Annotated in this window: 17 protein-coding genes; 9 read left to right on the top strand and 8 right to left on the bottom strand. The window is 48.7% G+C overall.

What is annotated here, in order from left to right; translation table 11 throughout:
- Window positions 1–10: 10 nt before the first annotated feature.
- Window positions 11–937 carry an aspartate carbamoyltransferase catalytic subunit gene (locus tag AC56AD_RS10365; protein ID WP_041526840.1) on the bottom strand — a complete coding sequence of 309 codons (927 nt, stop codon included), beginning with the start codon at window positions 935–937 and terminating at the stop codon, window positions 11–13.
- Window positions 938–1,024: 87 nt separating this feature from the next.
- Here AC56AD_RS10365 and AC56AD_RS10360 point away from each other — a divergent pair, with 87 nt between their 5' ends.
- The 9 genes from AC56AD_RS10360 to AC56AD_RS10320 all read left to right on the top strand — a co-directional run bounded on the left by AC56AD_RS10360 (window position 1,025) and on the right by AC56AD_RS10320 (window position 8,672).
- Complete coding sequence (locus tag AC56AD_RS10360; protein WP_190273988.1) at window positions 1,025–1,189, top strand: hypothetical protein; 165 nt, start codon at window positions 1,025–1,027, stop codon at window positions 1,187–1,189.
- 121 nt (window positions 1,190–1,310) lie between these two features.
- A complete protein-coding gene (gene hypA / locus AC56AD_RS10355; protein WP_012508739.1) occupies window positions 1,311–1,664 on the top strand; it encodes a hydrogenase maturation nickel metallochaperone HypA in 354 nt (117 codons plus the stop codon).
- Between the two features lie 4 nt (window positions 1,665–1,668).
- Window positions 1,669–2,478 carry a hydrogenase nickel incorporation protein HypB gene (gene hypB, locus AC56AD_RS10350; protein ID WP_012508738.1) on the top strand — a complete coding sequence of 270 codons (810 nt, stop codon included), beginning with the start codon at window positions 1,669–1,671 and terminating at the stop codon, window positions 2,476–2,478.
- The gene (gene hypF, locus AC56AD_RS10345; protein ID WP_012508737.1) at window positions 2,439–4,988 is read left to right on the top strand and encodes a carbamoyltransferase HypF; all 2,550 of its coding nucleotides are present in this window, start codon (window positions 2,439–2,441) and stop codon (window positions 4,986–4,988) included. The genes hypB and hypF overlap by 40 nt, the downstream gene beginning before the upstream one ends.
- Before the next feature lie 90 nt (window positions 4,989–5,078).
- Window positions 5,079–5,351 (top strand): HypC/HybG/HupF family hydrogenase formation chaperone, encoded by a 273-nt coding sequence (locus AC56AD_RS10340; protein ID WP_012508736.1) that lies wholly within the window; start codon window positions 5,079–5,081, stop codon window positions 5,349–5,351.
- Between the two features lie 11 nt (window positions 5,352–5,362).
- A complete protein-coding gene (hypD, locus tag AC56AD_RS10335) occupies window positions 5,363–6,457 on the top strand; it encodes a hydrogenase formation protein HypD (RefSeq protein ID WP_012508735.1) in 1,095 nt (364 codons plus the stop codon).
- Window positions 6,454–7,497: a hydrogenase expression/formation protein HypE gene (gene hypE, locus AC56AD_RS10330; RefSeq protein WP_012508734.1), complete on the top strand. Its 1,044-nt coding sequence runs from the start codon at window positions 6,454–6,456 to the stop codon at window positions 7,495–7,497. Before hypD ends, hypE begins: the two co-directional genes overlap by 4 nt.
- Window positions 7,498–7,652: 155 nt before the next feature.
- Entirely contained in the window at window positions 7,653–7,904 is a 252-nt protein-coding gene (locus AC56AD_RS10325; protein WP_012508733.1) for a helix-turn-helix domain-containing protein, read from the top strand.
- A 12-nt stretch (window positions 7,905–7,916) separates the two neighbouring features.
- The gene (locus AC56AD_RS10320) at window positions 7,917–8,672 is read left to right on the top strand and encodes a HipA domain-containing protein (RefSeq protein WP_012508732.1); all 756 of its coding nucleotides are present in this window, start codon (window positions 7,917–7,919) and stop codon (window positions 8,670–8,672) included.
- 45 nt (window positions 8,673–8,717) lie between these two features.
- Here the strand turns inward: AC56AD_RS10320 and AC56AD_RS10315 are convergent, their stop codons facing one another.
- The 7 genes from AC56AD_RS10315 to AC56AD_RS10285 all read right to left on the bottom strand — a co-directional run bounded on the left by AC56AD_RS10315 (window position 8,718) and on the right by AC56AD_RS10285 (window position 20,037).
- Window positions 8,718–8,969 carry a type II toxin-antitoxin system RelE family toxin gene (locus AC56AD_RS10315; RefSeq protein WP_083765327.1) on the bottom strand — a complete coding sequence of 84 codons (252 nt, stop codon included), beginning with the start codon at window positions 8,967–8,969 and terminating at the stop codon, window positions 8,718–8,720.
- A gap of 19 nt (window positions 8,970–8,988) precedes the next feature.
- On the bottom strand, window positions 8,989–9,177 hold the full coding sequence (locus AC56AD_RS10310) for a RelB antitoxin-like protein (protein ID WP_012508731.1): 189 nt from the start codon (window positions 9,175–9,177) through the stop codon (window positions 8,989–8,991).
- A gap of 1,263 nt (window positions 9,178–10,440) precedes the next feature.
- Window positions 10,441–10,689 (bottom strand): hypothetical protein, encoded by a 249-nt coding sequence (locus AC56AD_RS10305; protein ID WP_012508729.1) that lies wholly within the window; start codon window positions 10,687–10,689, stop codon window positions 10,441–10,443.
- A gap of 110 nt (window positions 10,690–10,799) precedes the next feature.
- The gene (gene brxL, locus AC56AD_RS10300) at window positions 10,800–12,854 is read right to left on the bottom strand and encodes a protease Lon-related BREX system protein BrxL (RefSeq protein ID WP_012508728.1); all 2,055 of its coding nucleotides are present in this window, start codon (window positions 12,852–12,854) and stop codon (window positions 10,800–10,802) included.
- A 30-nt stretch (window positions 12,855–12,884) separates the two neighbouring features.
- Complete coding sequence (locus AC56AD_RS10295) at window positions 12,885–15,107, bottom strand: PglZ domain-containing protein (RefSeq protein WP_012508727.1); 2,223 nt, start codon at window positions 15,105–15,107, stop codon at window positions 12,885–12,887.
- Window positions 15,097–16,299 carry a PDDEXK nuclease domain-containing protein gene (locus AC56AD_RS10290; protein WP_012508726.1) on the bottom strand — a complete coding sequence of 401 codons (1,203 nt, stop codon included), beginning with the start codon at window positions 16,297–16,299 and terminating at the stop codon, window positions 15,097–15,099. The genes AC56AD_RS10295 and AC56AD_RS10290 overlap by 11 nt, the downstream gene beginning before the upstream one ends.
- Window positions 16,300–16,311: 12 nt before the next feature.
- A complete protein-coding gene (locus AC56AD_RS10285) occupies window positions 16,312–20,037 on the bottom strand; it encodes an Eco57I restriction-modification methylase domain-containing protein (RefSeq protein ID WP_012508725.1) in 3,726 nt (1,241 codons plus the stop codon).
- Window positions 20,038–20,052: the final 15 nt, after the last annotated feature.

Raw genomic sequence — 20,052 nt, 5'->3', positions numbered from 1 at the left:
GAATCATGTTTTACAGGGTTAGCAGGGTGTTCAGCACTGCCATGCGGACAGCGACTCCGTTAGTTACCTGTTCAAGCAGCATGCTTTTTGAATAGCCCGGAGGCTGTATGCGGTCGGCCACATTGTTTGCTATTTCAATTTCCCGGTTTATCGGGCCGGGATGAAGTACCAGCAGATGTTTCTGTACCCGTTCAAGGCGCTCATCGGTCAGACCATAATGGACAGAATACTCTTCCAGCGAGGGCAGGTATCCTCCCGTAGCTCGTTCAAGTTGCAGTCGAAGCACGATTGCTGTATCGGCCCAGGCAATGGCACGGTCAAGGTCGGTAAAGAGAGTGATGCCAAGCTGGTCAGCATCGGGAGGCATGAGGGTGACCGGGCAGCAGATACCAACCTCGGCGCCGGCAGTGATGAGGCCGTAAATGTTTGAACGGGCGACCCTGCTATGCAGCACATCGCCAATAATGATCACTTTGAGCCCATCAATTGTTCCAAAATATTCGCGGAGCGTAAACATGTCGAGCAACGCCTGTGTCGGATGCTCATGCGATCCGTCTCCGGCATTGATCACGTTTTTTGAGGTTATTCTGGTTATGAGATCTGCAGCTCCGGAAGAGGGATGACGAAGAACAAAGGCATCCACCTGCATGGCCTCAAGATTTTTGATGGTATCACTCAGGCTTTCCCCCTTGCTGACACTGCTTGACGATGCACTGAAGTTCAGCGTGCCTGCGCCAAGGTGTCGTGCTGCTATCTCAAAAGAAAATCGGGTACGGGTTGAGTTTTCAAAAAAAACCAGTGCAATGCGTTTATTCTGAAGGGATGGTTCAAAAGAGGGGCAGGGGGTGATCAACTTCTTTTTATAACCGGCAGCCATATCAAGGATGCTGGTGATGTTGCTGGCCGGAATATTGCATAATCCAGTAAGGTGCTTCAAATCCGACATATCTTTTGTGTCTTTTCAGGAAAAAAATTTCTCAAAGGTACAAAAAAAATCATGATCAAAAACAACCTTGCATGAGTTATGATGAAGAGATGGCTGGTACAAGAGAGTCAGGTTGCCTGCGAGCCGAAAGAAATGCTTGATGGCCGTATGGCTGAGGTTGCTTCGGAGCCGCTTCATGAAATCTCCGGGGAAATTATGATGCAGAGCACCTTCAGGAAAGATTACCTCTTTTTTGACCGATGAAGAGACGGGCAATGCTGTCGCCTGCATGGTGGACAGGTCAAAGTAAAAATGCTGCTATGAGAAATGGCAGTTCCTCTTTTTTTTGTAAACTGTCCTTCAATTGGTTCTCCTTCTGAATGTTATGCATGAAATGAGTATTGCACTCTCCATTGTGGATGCAGTTGTGGCAAAAGCCAGGCAAGAGGGCGGTGTCAGGATTTCGGCTATTGACCTGCTGATCGGCAAATTGGCTGGTATTGAGCCTGAATCACTGAAATTCTGTTTTTCAGCGGCAGCCAGGGAGACGCTTGCTGCAGAAGCGCTACTCAACATTGAAGAGCCGGAAGGTGTTGGCGAGTGCGGGGAGTGCGGCATGAGCTTTCCCGTCAACTTTTATTATGCAGAGTGTCCCCGATGTCGTTCATTACGGGTGAAGATCGTCTCGGGTGAGGAATTTTTGATTCAATCAATGACCATAGAAGAGGAGGGGGAGTAAACACATGTGCGATACCTGCGGATGTTCAACTGACGAAGGGGCTGTGCTCCGTAAACCCGGCCAGAGTGATTATCATGTTCATGTCAGTGACCACGATCATAGCCACACGCATGAGGAGCATCACAGCCATGATCATGGCCATCATCATCATGAAGGCACAAGCCGGAAGGTTGTTCTTGAACAGGATGTGCTTCAGAAAAACAATCTTCTCGCTGAAAGAAACCGGGGATATTTTGAGGCAAAAAAGATTTTTGCGCTTAATTTTTTGAGTTCCCCTGGTTCAGGCAAAACGTCACTGCTTGAAAAAATTATTCCGGTACTGCAACAGCGCTTTCCGGTTGCAGTCATAGAGGGCGACCAGCAAACTACCAATGATGCCGAGCGAATTCAGGCTCTCGGTGTGCCGGTAATCCAGATCAACACCGGTTCGGGATGTCATCTTGATGCCTTGATGGTCAACCGTGCTGTAAAGGAGCTTGACCTGCAGGATAATTCGCTGCTTTGTATTGAAAATGTCGGAAATCTTGTCTGTCCGGCGCTCTTTGATCTCGGTGAAGCACTCAAGGTTGTCATTATCAGTGTGACGGAGGGAGACGACAAGCCGTTGAAGTATCCAACCATGTTTCATGAGGCCGATCTCTGCATTCTCAACAAGATCGATCTTCTTCCCTATGTGGAATTTGATGTTGCCAGATGCCGTGAAAATGCCATGCGGGTCAACCACCATCTCGAATGGTTTGAACTTTCAGCAAAAACAGGAGAGGGGCTGACTGTATGGCAGGAGTGGCTCGAAAAGAAACTGTTACAGCACTGAGCATCAAGGAGAGCAGCGCTGAAGAGCGGAGGCGTCTTCGGGTCAACGGTATGGTACAGGGTGTGGGGTTCCGCCCTTTTGTTTACCGTCTGGCTGTTGCTTGTGACCTGAAAGGGTTTATCTGCAATACAGCCTCTGGTGTGCTGATTGAGGTGCAGGGTCAACTCTCGCTTCTCAATGAGTTTTCGCGTCGTTTGCTGGGGGAGCGCCCGCCGCTTGCGTTCATCGAAACCATCGAAGAGATGTCTCTTCCCTGTGTTTCAGAAGAGGCTTTTCTGATCGGGAATTCGGGTTCCGGCGTTGGGGTCGAAACACTCATTCCGCCCGATATTGCGCTTTGCAGTGATTGCCGACGAGAGCTTCTGGATCCTGCCAATCGCCGGTTTCGTTATCCTTTCATCAACTGTACCAATTGCGGTCCCCGCTATACCATTGTCGATCGGTTGCCCTACGACCGTCCATTTACCTCCATGCATGGGTTTACCATGTGTGAAGCGTGTGAGCGCGAGTATCATGACCCGCTTGATCGTCGGTTTCACGCACAGCCCAATGCCTGTCCGGTTTGCGGCCCCACTCTTTCCTTGTTTGATGCTTCAGGTACGCTCCTTTTGGGGGAGAGTGTCGTGGAGCACAACCCGGTCGATGGCACTTCTCATGCACAGCCAAAAACCGCTTTGTCCTGTGCTCACACCCTGTCCGGTGATGTCGTCGCCGAAGCCGTTGCTTTTCTCAGGAGAGGGATGATTGTTGCGCTGAAAGGGCTTGGCGGTTTTCATCTTGCCGTAGACGCACGAAATGAAGCTGCGGTACGGCGACTTCGGGAGCGGAAAGGTCGAGAGGCAAAACCTTTTGCAGTGATGATACGCGACAGGTCGCTTGTTCACGGCTATTGTGAGGTCAGTGAAACGGAAATGGCCGCACTGAGCGCTGCGCAAGCCCCCATTGTGCTTCTGAAAAAGAAAAAGAGCAGCAACCTTGCGCCATCCATAGCGCCAGGCAATGAGCGCCTTGGCGTCATGCTGCCCTACACGCCACTGCACACCCTGCTTTTCGATGAAACTCTCGACATTCTGGTGATGACCAGTGCCAATTTCAGCGAGGAGCCAATTGCAAGTGAGAATGAGGAAGCGCTTCTGCGTCTCAAGGGTATTGCCGATGCTTTTCTCGTGCATAACCGCCCCATCTACCTGAAATGCGATGATTCGGTCACCATCGCTTTATCGGGAACGTTGCGGCAGCTCAGGCGGAGCAGGGGATATGTTCCGGCGCCAATATATCTTCGCGAAGATGGTCCGGTTGTTCTTGCTGCCGGAGGTGAGCTGAAAAATACCATTACGATTCTGAAGGGTAGTCATGCACTGATGAGCCAGCATATTGGTGACATGAAAAACTATGAAGCATACCGCCATTTTGTGCAGGTTGTTGCCCATCTTCAGCATCTTTTTCAGGCTGTACCCAAGCTTCTGGTGCACGATCTGCATCCTGCCTACATGACAACACAGTGGGCGATGATGCAGAATATTCCCTTGCTTGGTGTCCAGCATCATCATGCTCATCTGGTGTCATGCCTCGCTGAAAACAGGGAGGAGGGGCCAGCGATTGGGCTCATACTTGATGGTACAGGATATGGAACTGATGGCACGATCTGGGGTGGAGAGGTACTGATTGGGGATGCTGCCGGAGCAGCACGCTTTGCTTCACTTGAGCTTATGCCATTGCCGGGAGGGGAGGCCGCAGTCATGCACCCCTGGCGGGCTGCGCTTGGCTATCTTCACCGAAGTTGTCCCGACCTGCCCGACCTTCCCTTCATGAAAGGACGGAGCATTGAGCCGGTTCTTGAGTTACTTCAAAAGAGGGTTACTATTGTTGAAACCTCAAGCTGTGGCCGACTTTTTGACGCCGTTGCCGCACTCTGCGCTCTGCGGGGTGAGATCAGCTATGAGGGAGAGGCCGCCATTGCACTGATGCATGAGGCAGGGGGGAGTATGGGCAGCAAGTCGTTCCGCTACGGGCTGCATTATGAGCAAAAGCCTGCACTTGCGCCAGTGCAATCCGCAGGAGGTACCATAGGCACGAACGATATACCGGCAGTTACAGAGAGGCTGATCAATACCCCGCGAGGAACTATCGCGAACAAGCACGATCTGTTGCATGAGGAAAAAGGGCGCTGGACGATGCTGGTTTCGCCAATTATCCGTGATGTTGTCACTGCCCTGCAAACAGGGATGGCTGCCGGTGAAATCAGCCGGCGCTTTCACCGTACGCTTGTAAACTGTTTTTATGAAATTATCGGGAAGGCATCCAAAGCGACAGGCATAACCACCGTAGCGCTCAGTGGAGGAGTTTTTCAGAACGCCCTCCTCTTTGAAGCCCTCGTGACTGAACTGCAACGTGCAGGCTACAAGGTGCTTACCCAAGCCCTTGTGCCCTCCAACGACGGAGGCCTCTCCCTTGGCCAGGCCCTCATTGGCAGAACTTACCTCAACGGCAACTATCAAGGAATCCAATAGTTCCTCTTTATTATAAGTCCTATAAGTCTCATATATCCCATATTTATTATCTTTACCTGATCACTACCAGTCAAAAAAACCACCAAGCCAATGTGCCTTGCCATTCCCGGAAAACTCCTTGAACTCTCCATTGAAAACGGCCTGAAAATGGGCATTATTGATGTGAACGGTTCAAAAACAAGAGCATGTCTTGAATATGTGCCCGATATACAGGTTGGCCAGTACACCATTATTCATGCCGGTTTTGCCCTGAAAATCATTGATGATGCGGAGGCTGCCGAAAGTCTGAAACTGTGGCAGGAGCTTATTGAAAGCGGGGCGTTTCAGCCTGATGAAGAGCCCCCTTCACCCGAATTGCTGTGAAGCCGACTCCCATGAAATATATCGATGAATATCGCGATCCACAGCTTGCCCGGAAGCTGCTTGACGAGATTCGCAGAAAAACCACCCGCCACTGGACCATCATGGAGATCTGCGGTGGACAAACCCATTCGATTATCCGCAACGGCATCGATCAACTGCTGCCAGATACCATCGAACTGGTGCATGGCCCCGGTTGCCCGGTCTGTGTAACACCGCTTGAATCGATTGAGCGGGCTCTTCTTATAGCGGCAAGAAAAGAGGTGATCTTCACCAGTTTCGGCGATATGCTGCGCGTGCCTGGCAGTTCAAAAGATCTCTTTATGGTGCGCAGTGAAGGGGGCGATGTGCGCATTCTCTTTTCCCCGCTTGATGCCCTCCAGATTGCTCGTGACAATCCCTCAAAAGAGGTGGTCTTCTTTGCCGTTGGATTTGAAACTACTGCGCCAGCCAACGCCATGGCAGTCTGGCAGGCAGCGCGAGAAGGAATTGAAAATTTCAGCGTGCTGGTCAGCCAGGTCATGGTGCCGCCAGCCATGCGAGCCATTCTTTCATCTCCCGAAAACAGGGTTCAGGGCTTTCTTGCAGCAGGGCACGTTTGCGCAGTCATGGGCTACGAGGAATATGAGCCAGTCGCCCGTGAGTTTCATGTGCCGATAGTGCCGACCGGTTTTGAGCCGGTTGACCTCCTTGCCGGAATACTGAAAACGGTCGAACTGCTTGAAGAGGGGCGTGCAGAGGTTGTGAACCGCTACGGACGGGTGGTGAGTCGTGAAGGGAACCGTGTGGCGCAAGGGATTATCAGCCAGGTCTTTGAAGTAACCGACCGGCAGTGGCGGGGGATTGGCCTTATCCCCGCAAGCGGACTTGGCCTCAGGGAATCATACCGCCGCTATGATGCTGAAAAAAAGTTTGATGTTGCACACCTCTGTGCCGCCGAGTCGCCCCTCTGCATGAGCGGGAGTGTGCTGCAGGGTGTTCTCAAGCCCGACGGCTGCCCTGCATTTGCCCGTGAGTGCACCCCGGAACACCCCCTCGGCGCCACCATGGTCTCCTCCGAAGGGGCCTGTGCTGCCTATTACAACTATCACCGAAATTTCGCACTATGACCATAGCTCCTCTCTGCCCATCCCCGATCATGCAGCATGAAACCGTTCAAATGGCACATGGCGCCGGAGGGCGTCTCTCCCAGGCACTCATGCAGCGGGTTTTTATGCCGCATCTTCATAATCCTTTTCTCGATCTTCTCGACGATCAGGCGAAGCTTGATCTTCCGCCCGGAAGAGTGGCCTTTACCACCGACAGCTATGTAGTGAGTCCGGTTTTTTTCCCTGGCGGCAGTATCGGAGAGCTTTCTGTGAACGGTACGGTTAATGATCTGGCAGTAGGTGGTGCAAGGCCGCTCTATCTCAGCGCCGGGTTTGTGCTTGAGGAGGGTTTTTTGCTTGTCGAACTTGAAACCATTGTTCAAAGCATGGCCGAAGCAGCCCGGAAAGCAGGGGTGGTGATTGTTACCGGAGACACCAAGGTGGTTGGCAAAGGGCAGTGCGACAAACTCTTCATCAACACCTCGGGAATCGGTGTGATCAGGGAGGGAGCCAATCTCTCATGCCGTAATCTGCAACAAGGGACAAGCCTCATTCTTTCAGGAACCGTGGGCGATCATGGCATGGCCATCATGACCTCGCGTGAAGGGCTCTCATTCCAGTCACGCATTACGAGCGATTGCGCCGCACTTAATGGTATGATTGCTGCCATGCTCGACGCTGTGCCCGCAATTCAAGCCATGCGCGACCCGACAAGGGGAGGTGTGGCTGCAACCCTGAATGAACTTGCCGTATCCTCCGGTGTTGGTATTGAAATCAATGAAACAACCATTCCCGTAAAAGCAGAGGTGCGCGGCGCCTGCGAACTGCTTGGCATCGATCCCCTGCATGTGGCCAACGAAGGCAAACTCGTTGTGGCCGTTGCCGCCGCCGATGCCGCACAAGTTCTTGAGGTGATGCACTCCTTTGAAGAGGGGCGCGATGCCGTCATCATCGGATCAGTGACAAACGAGCACCCCGGTATGGTGGTCATGCGCACCGCATTCGGCAGCCGTCGCATTATCGACCTTCCCCTTGGCGAACAATTGCCCCGTATTTGCTGAAGGGGGCGATGGGTAACACAGAGTATCTGAATTTCAAAATGGTTTATTCTCCGTTATGAAGCATTCCACATTGGAATAAATAATTTGTTGAAGTGTATAGTATACGCTACATTTCAAAAGAAAAAGCGTTCAAATGTAGTACATATGATACAGATATGAGCGATATTCAGGAAATCGGAGAGCTTCTCTATCGTCGGAGGAAAACGTTAGGATTATCGCAGCAGCAGGTAGCCAGCGCAAATGGAATAAGCCGCGTTACGCTAAGCCGTTTTGAAAATGGCAAACTGCCGGAAATCGGTATACGAAAGGTTATGGCCATCTGCGCAACACTTGGGCTTGAACTCACCGTAAAAGATGCTTCACCGCGCCCAACCTTGCAGGAGCTGATAAACGAACGGGAGAATTAGTATGCTGGATGTATGGGTTACTCCTCATGTTGTTGGCTCACTGGAACGGTAAAAGGAGCTACTCATATTGTCAAGGGTTGGAACAACAATGAATATCCCCATTTGGCAGCTAACGAGTTTTTCTGCATGAATGCTGCCCGCCGAAGCGGGTTGGAAGTGCCGGAGTTTACTCTTTCGGAAAACAACCAGTTTCTGATAGTCAAGAGGTTTGACTTGACAGAAGAGGGGCAATATCTTGGGTTTGAGGATTTCTGTTCCCTGAATGGTATTGGTACGGCAGAAAAGTATGACGGGAGCTATGAAAAGCTGGCCAAACGGATTCGCCAGTTTGTCTCTCCTGAACTTCAGGCCTCTGCCCTGGAGGCTTACTTCCGCTCACTATCTCTTTCTTGTATCGTGAGGAACGGCGATGCCCATCTCAAAAATTTCGGAGTACTCTACACGGCATCAAACAAACCAGTGCGCCTTGCTCCCACCTACGATATCGTTTCAACAACAGCGTATATCAAAAAGGACACTCTGGCGCTTACTCTGGACGGCAGCAAGCGCTTTCCGACAGCAAAGAAACTCATTGCTTTCGCAAAAATGCACTGTAATCTTCAGCCAGCAAAAGCAAAACTCATTATCGAAGAGGTTGCCGATGCCGTTGCTGAAACCGTTGCAGGCTTGCGCCAGCATACCCTCGATTTTTCGGACTTTAAGCCTGTTGGTGAGGCCATGCTCAGAGAGTGGAATGAAGGGCTGACGGCTATCGGGCAAAATAGTTGACGGCTCCGATATGGATGCGGAAGTGGCTTTAAGTTTATGATTACCTTATGGAAAATACCTATAAATTTCCTTTCTGTGCAGAATACGATATATGATTATTCCGTCTTCTCTTTTTTCATATCCCAATCTGTATTCTCCGAAGCGGATTCTGAAAAAGTCACCCTTTTTCTTTTCTCCTTTTAACTTCTTAATGCTATGAGAGCTTTCTGAAATCGAAGGGCTGGCATAAAGTTCTTCAAGAAAAAGTTTTACCTGACTCTTTGCGGTTCGCTGACTTTCTGAATATCTTTTAAAAATGTTTTTCTGAGGATAATTTTCATAATTGCTTAATCAGTTCTCTTACCTCCTCATATTCCACAGTTTCTTCATCCTGAACTTCTTCCATAGCTTTCAGCAATCCGTCATCAAGAAGAAGTTCCTCAATTTTCTGATATATCTGATAATCAAGAATAACACTTTGTATATTTCCTGACTCGTCAGTTATATATGATTTCGCAATATTCATTTTACATTATCCTTATGTCAAAAATTCGGCTACGAGCGTAACAAGTTATTGTCACTGCAAAAATAGTTACTATTTTCCTGAATTGAGCGATTCATCCGCAATTGGTTCAAGCTTTACAGGTTTTAACTATTTATTTCTCTAATCGTTATAGATTGTGTTATATGCTATGGTGCTCTTAACCCATTGGGTTTGGCTATTTTGAAATGGGAAATCGACGCTTATTTTCATAATAATGCTTTATAAATATTATTACATAAAGCGCTTTTTCATTACTAATCGCTCAATTCAGGATTTTCATTTCCTATCGGACTGTTACGTTCACAGCTATTCCATAAACATCAGAATATGTTAAATCCTTTTAAAAACAAAAGCAGAAGCAGATTTTATTTTCCCCTCTTGTTACAAAAGCTATCCGCAACCTCTTTTAAAATATTAGTTTGAAGGTGCCAACCAAACCACAGAGTTATGAGGTCACAGTTCAAAACGTTAACCATCTACAGCAGCGTTAAAGAACCTTCCCGACATCCTGATTGATCCATTTATCGAACATCGTCAGTGCCCTCCTGATCGGGATTTTTGCAGTGCCAGTTCCGGAGCACGAGAGAGGTATCGACCGACCAGTCAGCTCTCTAGTTCAACACGTGGTGGGTCTCTTTGAAGAGGGCAAGTAACTGTTGATAGTTCATGAGCACTAATCCTTAAGGTTTTGGTATAGGCTTTCCCTGCCAAATCCGGAGTCTTCAGCTCTTTGTGTCATTTTCTTACAGGCTTCATCTCCGCGTTATCAATATGCCTGCAGTTTCATGTCAGCAGATAGTCAGAATTCTTGTGAACTTATTTTGTAGCCGGAGAAGACATTTGAGGGGGCGCCTGTTTGTCAGGTGCGTTTGTTTTTTGGATATGATTTTTTCTCTCAAAGACATTACAGCCCCATCTAAAGCGTCGAATGCGGCGCGATAGACGTGGCCAATAGACTTCTGGATGTTTTTTTGGAAATATTCACTCCCAGAAGTGTCTCCAAGGGCGGATTTATCATCGCTAAACCGCTCAACGATGATCCGCATGAGATGGTCAAAAGCGTCTCGTAATTCCTTTATTGTCTGTAAATTTGAGCGGTAATCAGGGTCCACCTCCTCAGAGGATAATATCAGTGACTTCGCCTGCATATAAAGAGATGCGAGATTTTCTAATTGAGCAATCTTTTTTGGTGAAAATCCATTCTCATTTTGTTTGCCAGGCGCAATTTCTATTATCTTTTCATCTCTAATAAGGAAGTCTCAAGTTTTTTATGCGGTTGATACGCTCTTCATATTCTCTGGCTGTGTAGAATCGTCCGGCATTGAGCCCGACAGAACCTCTGTTGCTGTCGGAGTAAAGCTTTGTTGTCTCCCGATCAACATCGGCTGCTGTTGAAAAGCCTCCATAACTCATATCTATAACCGCTGATAACCTGTCAATACCAAGGCTTTTACAGACAATGTTTCGAGTTGTTTCCGATACTCGAATCGTCATACGTTCTCCACTTTTTTCGCTGAAGGTTATTGTTTGTTCTCATTATGCATGATTTTACGAAACATAAATTAATAATCATGCAACAATAATACTTTTGGCTCCGTACCCTCCTATTCCCCCAAAATCACCTTTTGCATAAGCATCTGGTTATTGCCATAAAAGGGCACATCGGTAGCCCCGAGCACAGAAGGCGGCAGATCCTGCAACTCGTTGAGGTTGCTCATGGGTACCAGCACGAGCTTGGCTCCATTTTCGGAGAGCATTGATACTTTGTCAGAGAAGTTCATTGCCCGCTCGATGGCGCCGCCGATGGAGATGTTCCCCAGAATCGACAGGGCTGGCTTGAGGTTTCTTTTGTAGATAGCGGAGATGATGGCGACGTAGGCGGCGGCCCCTATCCCTGACGCAATCGTTGAGCCGAGGAGTGATGTCACCTGAATGGAGATATCGTAGTTCTTGAGGGAGTGCTGCTCGTTGAGGATGGTTTTCTCGTTGGCCTTGATGTATTGATAGGTGTTTTTAATGTCTTCCTTTGGTGTGGTGCTGTTGGTGCCGGAGATGTTCAGTTTTCCGCTTCCGGTAACAACGGCGGTCTCGATCCTAACCAGAGTCAGGTTCTCTCCATCGCTTGTTGCTGTGTAGCAGACGCCCGGCTGAAGGGGCGAGTTTTCGATGAGGTGAGAGCTTCGCTCTTCGGGCAGGGAGACAAAGGTTTCTTCCTGAGTGTTTTTGTCGATGTAGGAAAAGTTAGTGTCCCAGAATTCCATGCCTCCGATACGTTTGAGCTGTTCCTTCACACGACGCCTCATTTCGAGAGCAATGGTCAAATATTCCTGCACCTCCTCCCGTGTGTATTTGCCGTCAGGATGGATCAGCTTGATAAATCCTGAAACTGTTTTCTTCACAGGTTTGGTGTCACGCTGCTTAAGGTGAGAGCCGAGCGCGAAGAACTCCTCGACAACGTCGGTATGGTTTATCTTGCGTTGTGACTTGAGGCATTCCGAAAAGAAGTCCGTGCTGAAGCCGAAGTTTTTAGTGAAATGCTTTGGCGCGAACTTAGGCATTTCCCAGCCGGGCAAATAGTAGTGTATACGGTCAAGAAAGGCGGTATCGGTGTTGATTTCAGGGGAAAGCGGGCTTAAGAGGTTTGAGTTCTGCAACACGGTTTCAATCGGCTGGTTGATGTTGCCGTTCAGCACAATTGAAGCGCTGCCTGTAATTTCGCCACCGGCACCTGCACGGGAGAAGGAGCCGGATTCCATATAATCTTTCATCAGCGGGATGGCATCCCGCTCCTTGAAGAGCTTGTCGGTTGCTTCATCAAAGGTAATAGCATCCCACTGCCCGACAGCGCCAACCTTGCCGGTGGAACCGTGTACAAAGAGCTTGGCAACGGTTCCCTGCCCGCCAGAAATGACAACAGCATAAGGGGTAAGCTCCTTGAACACATAGGTTTTTCCTGTAGATCGTGGCCCTATTTCCAGAAAATTGAAGTTCGCCTCCACCAGCGGAATGAGGCGCGATATCAGGAGCAACTTGATGCGGCGGGTGATTCCTTCCGCCGAGGGTTCAATCCCTGAGCTGCGCAAAAGGATGTCGATCCACTCTTCCGTAGTGAAGTGTGAGCGGTTGCGCACAAAGTGGCCGTTCTCAAAATTGGAGAGCTGAATCGGTTTGATCTCTTCCACCACGAAGGGATAGATGGTTGAGCCAATCATGATGCCGGGATCGTATCGCATTTCGATGATTGCCCAGATACCGCCAAGCATCATCTTTTCGTGCTGGTTTACCAGGCTTTCGCTGATGTTGGCGTGCTTGATATTGCTGTTCTGCAATTTTGCCCAGTAGACATCTTTGCCGGTATCAAGTTCAACGCTGATTTTGTCGATGATTTTGTAGCGGCCCTCATTTTTGATTTTGGAATGGATAAGGGCGCTCTCTTCGGGGTTGACATAGTGGTCGCTGAGGATGCGCTTGACATTATCAAGCCCCTTTTTGATAGCCTCTTCGTCATTCGTAGAACATGAATTAGCAATCAGATATTCCAGTACGAACACAGGGACATTTTCGCCGACTTTGAGCATCTGCACCAGGTCTTTCTTGACAACAAAGCCTCGAAAATGTTCGAGAAGCTTTTCATCCAGTTGGTCTAAAACGATACTCATAGGTTACTCTCTGGTTTCAACGAACGATTTTTAAAGACCGCCAAGGTCACGAGCAACGGTTTGCGATACAGCCACCTTCGTCAGGGTCAGCCGCGACAGGGCATCCACCACAATCACCTCAATATTGAGATGGTTGTCAAATGAGAACTCCTTCTTGATGAGTTCACCCGCTTTAATGGCCACGATGTCACTCTTGTTGAACTCCTTCCCGTTGTCGATAAAGAGGAGCTGCACCTTCCGTTCCTGGGTAAAGATATCACCCGCTCCATCATCAGCTTTAAGGTGGAGTGAAAAATAGTCGCCCACAACACCGCTCAACTGCCTTTCGTTCGCCACACTGATGTTCAGTTCCTGAAGGGAAGAGATTGTGTGGCTGAAGGTTATAAAAGGAATAATCAACTCCTGAGGCGACAACCCGCCATGAGCATATCCGTACTTCCCAGGGGTTTTGAATGGTTTCATATGTTTGGCAAAGTACACGTAGTTGAACTCCTTATACTGTTGCCTGTATTCGATCAATTCAGGTGATGGACTCTGCCTGCCGGTGGTACGAATGTATCGCTCTGCCTTTGACACAATTCCTTGAAACTGCACTTCGGCCTTGTCGGACTCATCAAGAATACCGGTAAGCACAAATCCGTGGTCGGAGGTCAGCACAACCTCCTGAAAACCGTTATTGAGCAGAAACCCTACCTTTTCGGCAAGCATATTCTCAATTTCACCGATGAATTTCAGCGCTTTGTGCTGCATCTTCTCGGCTATGTCGTCAATATCCTTGCAGGAGCAGAGAAGCACATCCACTTCAGCATGTTGAAAGTTGACCTCCTCCAACTGAACAAACTCAATCCGCATTGCGACTTGTGCGGCAAGATATGCCTCTCGCCGGGACTGCAATGGCTCAACAACTCCATCGTCACGATAAAGCAGGCTCATATTGTTTTCGGTAATCGACGGAATGCCGCAGCAGCGATATTGGTTATCAACCTTGATCGTATCACTTATTTTCGCAGTGACTCTCTGTGAAATTTCATAAGAGATACCATCACCCACAATAATTGCTATCCGTCCTTGAGCGGAACGGATTCTCTCTATCAAAAGCCCCTTCTGGTTCTCCCGGTAGTCGTCGAAGTACTGAAACCACTTATGGAGAAAGGGTGAAACCAACTGGTTGTAATACTCCTGGAATGGGCGAATAACCTTTTCGTCACCCCAGAACTCCTCGTAGATGCTGCGTATAGCCGTGTCAACCCGGTAGAGTTCGGTCGTGTAAAAGGTTGTCGCCTCCTCAAGCGACGCAATCCCCTTGATTCTGGAAGTATCAAACTCCAGCAGTTGCAGCAGATGGCCCCACAACCCCTTGCGCCATTGCCTGCCGTGGCTGCTCCTGAAACGGGCGTGTATGAGCGGGAGTTTATCCTTAATGGAGACTCTGTCCGATAAGTGCGCTACCAGGTCTTTCAGCCACTGGAGATCCACCAAATCGAACGGATGGGCGGCATAAACTTTCCAAAGTTCCGGCAGCTCCAACCGGACCGGATGCTCTTGGCAATAGCCCAGCAACGAACCCTCCATCGCTTTGGAATCGCCCCACTTCTTGTACACATCGAGGTACTTCTTCTTCGGTTTACCTGTCAGCAGCGACCCCAGAATCTGCTCAGCCACCTCTTTCGCAAGGATTTCGGGGGGTTGGCTGATGTTGCCGCGCCCAAGCCAGGTATTGATTTTTTCAAAAAAGGCCGCAACCACCACTGCATCACGGGTAGCGCAGAAACCCACTGGGTCATGGAGAAAGGGGAGGATATCACTGCCGATATCAAAAAGCCGCTCTCCACCCTTGCGGCAAAGCTCCTCCCAATACTCACGTCCTTTACCAATGCTGTTGTACGCAGCAACTTTGAGTTCTTCCGGTGTAAGCGAAATGTTCAAGCCAAGCTCCTGAAAAACCCTCGCCGCCACATAATTTTCCACCATGCGGATATCCACATACCCACAGGTTTCAGCGTAGTCGCGAATAAAGGTCAGCTTGTTTTTTTGTGATGTCGCTATTATTACAACTTTATCACCCTTGTGGAATTTTTCTACAGTGTACTTGCACTCCAGCTCCTCAAGGGAGCCATGAACCACAAAAATTGTCAGCTCCTTCGTCAATACCTTGCGCAAAAGATCCAGAAGAGAGGCTTCAGCCCCCACAACTACTCTGTTTCGCCGGTCAAGGACTTTCCTGATATCCTGATTGAGCCATTTATCGAACATCGTTCATTCCCTCCTGATCGGGATTTTCGCAGTGCCCAATGCCTGCAGCCTCTTCCAGTTGCCTTTTCAGCTCCTCTTTTGAGGGCAGATAGAGCTGATACTTTGATGCAAAAATATTTGAATCCTTGGGGAGTGTCAGTTCAACCAGCGCATCATGCTTGCGATGGCACAACAGAATGCCAATGGTCGGCAGTTCATCCTCCGTTTTGACATAGCGGTCAAAGTAGTTCACATACATCTGCATCTGCCCAAGATCCTGATGCGTCAGCTTGTCGCGCTTGAGGTCAATAAGCACATAGCAGCGCAAGAGCCGATTATAAAAAACCAGATCAACATAAAAGTGGTCGTTATCGAAGGTGAACCGTTTCTGGCGAGCCTCAAAGAGAAACCCTTTGCCCAGTTCAAGCAGAAAGTGTTCGAGGTGGTCGATAATGGCCGTTTCAAGTGCATGTTCCGAATAAGCGGTTTTTTCTTCCAGATCCAGAAACTCAAGCACAAAGGGGCTTTTGATCACATCCGCCGGTTTTTCAATAATCAGCCCCTTCTCTGAGAGCTGCCGGATTCCCTCCTTGTCACGACTGAGTGCCAGCCGCTCATACAGCGAGGCCGCTATCTGCCGCTCAAGCTCTCGGGCACCCCAACTGTTTTCGCTGGCTTCAATTTCGTAGAATCGGCGCTCATCAGTGTTCGATATGGTCAGCAAAGCAACGTAATGTGTCCATCCGAGAGAAAAGCAGCCAGCCAATGTTTCGGAGAGTTCCTGAACCATTTTGGGAGCACTGGCTATGGCATCAAAAGATGTAACAGGCAGTGCCTGTTGAATCTCCGGTAGTTCACTTTGCTCACGAAAAGATTGGTCAGGCAGTGTCTGCCCAATCTTTTGGAACTCATTCTGCCTGCTTTCAGATTTTGCAGGCAGTGCCTGCAAAATTCCAGAATAGGTGAGATAGAACTTACAGCAGAGCGCGAGGCTTCGTTCTGAACAGCCTTTGATCGTCAACTGAGCCGCGATTTTTTTTAGCAAATTGGCGCCATACTCCGCTCTGTCTGAGCCGCCCTGCTCAAACTCTACAATGTACCACCCGAACAGCCAGTTCCGGATCACCAGGGAGGTATCGACCGAGCGGGCGGCTCTTTGCTGTAACTCCTGATGGGTCTCTTTGAAGAGGGCAAGTAACTGTTTATAGTTCATAGGTTTTGCGATTTACCACTCTGCATTCAGATACTTTTTGAGCTGTCCCGGATTCAGCACCTCATAAGCGATGATACCCCTCTTCTGCAAGGGAGCGATGTTTTTGCCGACACCGTCGTCGAGCTTGGGGTCGTAGCCTTCGGAGAGCAGTTCGTCAATCTTTTTCCGGAGGCTCTCAATCTCCTTGAGCTGATGGAAAATGGTATCCTTCTCCTCTTCTGCCTGTGCGCTTTTCTCGCCAAGCAGGTCTGACTGGCGGTTGCGCAGCGCCGTCTCACGCTTTTCAATATAGACCGACTTCAGGGTAAAGAGCTTGTCGCGACTCCATTTGTAGATGATGATGAAGGCATCAAATCCCTGACGTGGCCCGGAGGTGATATGCCAGATAAATGGTGTCTTTGGCAGGTACATGAAGAGGTTGAGGTGATCGGAGAGGTCGCTAAAAAAGTTTTTGTTGTTGATGTAGTCGTTGATCTCCTTGCCAAGAACGGTCGGGAAAGCGGCAAACTGCGCGGAAGTGAGCCCCTTCTCCTCAAACTTCTTTTCAATGCGGTCAATCAATATCTCTTCGCCGGTGTTACGTACCAGAGGGACAATACCGTCGTCGTCCTCATTGAGAATTTCGCGGATCAGGTCGGCGAGGAACTCCATCGCAATGGTTTTGGCCCGCTGCTGCGGCAGCACTCCACTTTTCTTGAAGAGGTACCAGACGTTAATCGGGTTGATCTTGTTCCTGATGCAGAACTCTTCGAGGTCGTTGTTGCTCTGGTAGAGCGTCTCGAACTTTGCAGTGAGGTCGGCAATCTCCTGCCCGCTCATGGTCATGGTGGGCAGGGATTCAATGAAAGTAAAGATTTTATCAAGCGGGAACTCTGCCGTGACCTCTGTTTCAGTCAGATATGCTGCGCGGGCTTCGGGAAATACAGGGAGACCACCGATGGATTCGCCCTCTTTGGCAAGCACCATTGCCTTGTCTTCAGGGGTGAGTTCGTAGACTTCGAAGATCTTTTCGTTGATGATGGCTTCGTTGAGCAGGACTTGGGTGAGGAGGTGGTTTTCGTAGGTGAAAAAAGATTTGATCTTTTCTCGAAGGTCTATATTTGAAATGCCAATCAAAAAAGGATTAGCTTCATAGTTTGATTCCACCAAAGAAAATGAATATAACCGTTTTTTTACGTCAATCGCCGTATTTGAAAAATACGTAATAGAGTCCTCAAGCTTTTTTGTTGGAAGACAAAAAGGAACCCTATTTAAATCCCCTTGTGTAGTATTTACTGTAGGATTAAGAGACCCAAGAAGGTATGCGGAAAGCTTTGAATTTAAAAAAGCAATCACATAAGGAATGTTGTTAAAAGCTTTAGGAATAATTCCGGGGCCGCCGCCTGAAAATATTTGCCCTGTTTGCATATACCTAAAACATATGCCTTTCGAGCCACTGCTTCCATATGTTATCCCTGCCTTAAAATACAAGGATTCATTCTGAGGCCGTGATTTTTGTTTGCCTTGATCATCACAAAAATTTTTAATCTCATACCCATTGTCCTCCCAATTTACCAATAACCAATTATTTCCAAGCCATTTACAGTATATACCTCCTTTAGGATAAAAGAACCATTTTTGATTCGCTAAAATATTTTCTTCTGCATAATCATTAAAAACCTCCCATGTGTACCTCAAGAATCTCTCATTGTTTGAAGTAACTAAACCTTGAGCGACATAAAATGAATCTTGAAGAGCATTACTTCCAAACTTCTCCCGAAAAGCATCACTAATCCAGTAAATAAATGGCCATGACTTGATGATTTTCAGCTTGTCTTGATTAATGAGAATATTATGTTTATCCGTCTTTCCTGAAACAAAATTCTCCAGAGCTGTGAGAGCATAATCTTTCTTGAATTTCTCCTGTGGAGTACGGGTATACTGATCCAGTGAAATAAAGAGTGATTTGTCATTGGTCGTTATCCCTTTTTCCAGAACATAAAACGCAGGGTCAACCATTATGGAGCCAAAGAGGTTGCTCAAGCCATAATCGACAAAAATATTGATATGCAAATTGTTAAGGATATATTCCCGAACCCCCTCAAAGGTTTTGATATACATGAAGGTGAGCGGATGAATCATCGCAATCTTGCCGGTATCAGTGATAATCTCCGCACATCGTTTTATAAAAGTCGCATAGAGGTTTGAGTGAAATCCATAAGGCTTCTTGTAATTCCCTTCAATAAAAGCTTTCAACTCCTTCCCGAAATCACTTGAATCGGTATAGGGCGGATTCGCCACCGCTACATCGTACTTCCGGGTCATGATCTCCAGAAAGGTGATGGCATCATTACTCTTGCTCCGCAAAAAGCTGTTGCCGCTGCTTTGGCTGTATGCCGATACGGCGTTGTGCAAATCACGGAACAGCTCCGCTTTGAACTTTTCCTGGCTCTCAAATTCAGCCGTGGCAAAAAGATCCTGCTGGTCAGCTTTTGCCTTTTCAAAGAGTGATGCAAAATTGGCATTGAAGCGTTCTTCAATCCTGATGAGTGAGCCAAACTGGTATGCTCGCTGCAGGTCGGCCCAGATTGCCTTGATCAAACTCATCTGCTGGGAGTCGGTAGCCAGACTGCCGGAGAAGGAGCTTGCCACCACATCAAAATCGGGCAGGTAAAAATCGGAGGAGACCACATTGAAGCGCTCGATATGGATGCGGCTGTTCCGTCGCAATGCCTTAATGTAGAGACCCAACTGCGCAATCTGGATTGCCCTGTCATCGAGGTCAACACCGTAGAGGTTGTGCTCAATAATGAGCTTCCCGATCTCCTCTTCGTCATACTCAGCGCCATAGTTCTCAATCTGGTCGAGGTAGAGGTCATAAAAGAGGTCGAAGGCGTAGAGCAGAAAGTTTGCGGAGCCTGTTGCCGGGTCAATCAGCCGAATTTCAGTCAAGGGTTTCGGCTCGCGCACCCGTGTGGCGGGGATGTTGGCAATTTTGTACTTTCGCCCAATCTCTGAATCTGGGTACATCTCCAGATAGAGTTTGCCGAGGGAGTTGTTCACCAGAAACTCAACAACCCAGCGCGGCGTATAGACCTGGGAGGAGAGGGCAACCTTGTCGAACTCGATCTTGTCGCCAGACTCCTTAAATGCTTGTTTTTTGGAGAGGTTGTAGCTTTCGTAAAGCCACCCCATAATGTCGTCCGAGAGCCAGATTTCAGAGCCAACATCACTGTCCTCCTCAACGGCATTGAATGCGCCGATAATGGCGTTCAGGTCGAGCACGTAGGGAAGCATGTCGTAGGTGCTCTCACGGGAGTAGAGTCGGATTTTGTCGCTGAGGGTGTCGAAGGCAAAGCGGATATAGAAGAGCAATCCCTCAAGCTCTTCGGAAGACATGAACGGGTTTTGTTCCAGCCATGCACGGTGGCCAAAAGAGTGACCGCCATTTTCAGCCCGTTTGGTGAGCACTTCGGGGAACATCCGGTGTGCCTCCATCACCTTGAGCGCGGCAAGCCGGTTGAAGAGGGTAAAGGTGTAGTCGTCAAGCGCTTTCTGGTAGGCTGCGGCAGGTGTGCCGGTCTCTTTGTTGTGGCTTTCAAGGATGGCATCAAGCGTTGCCCGAAGCTCTTGCTGTGGCTGGTCGAGGGTGGCAGGTTCACTCTGGCGCTCTGCTGTGATACCGAGCCGGGCAAACTGGTTCGCAAAGGCTGACGAAATCAGCTCACGGATACTCTTGACGTGGTCGGAAAGTTTCATTGTTCGGGGCCTTTG

Source organism: Pelodictyon clathratiforme, from assembly GCF_982375515.1.
This window is presented reverse-complemented; position numbering and strand designations above follow the sequence as displayed.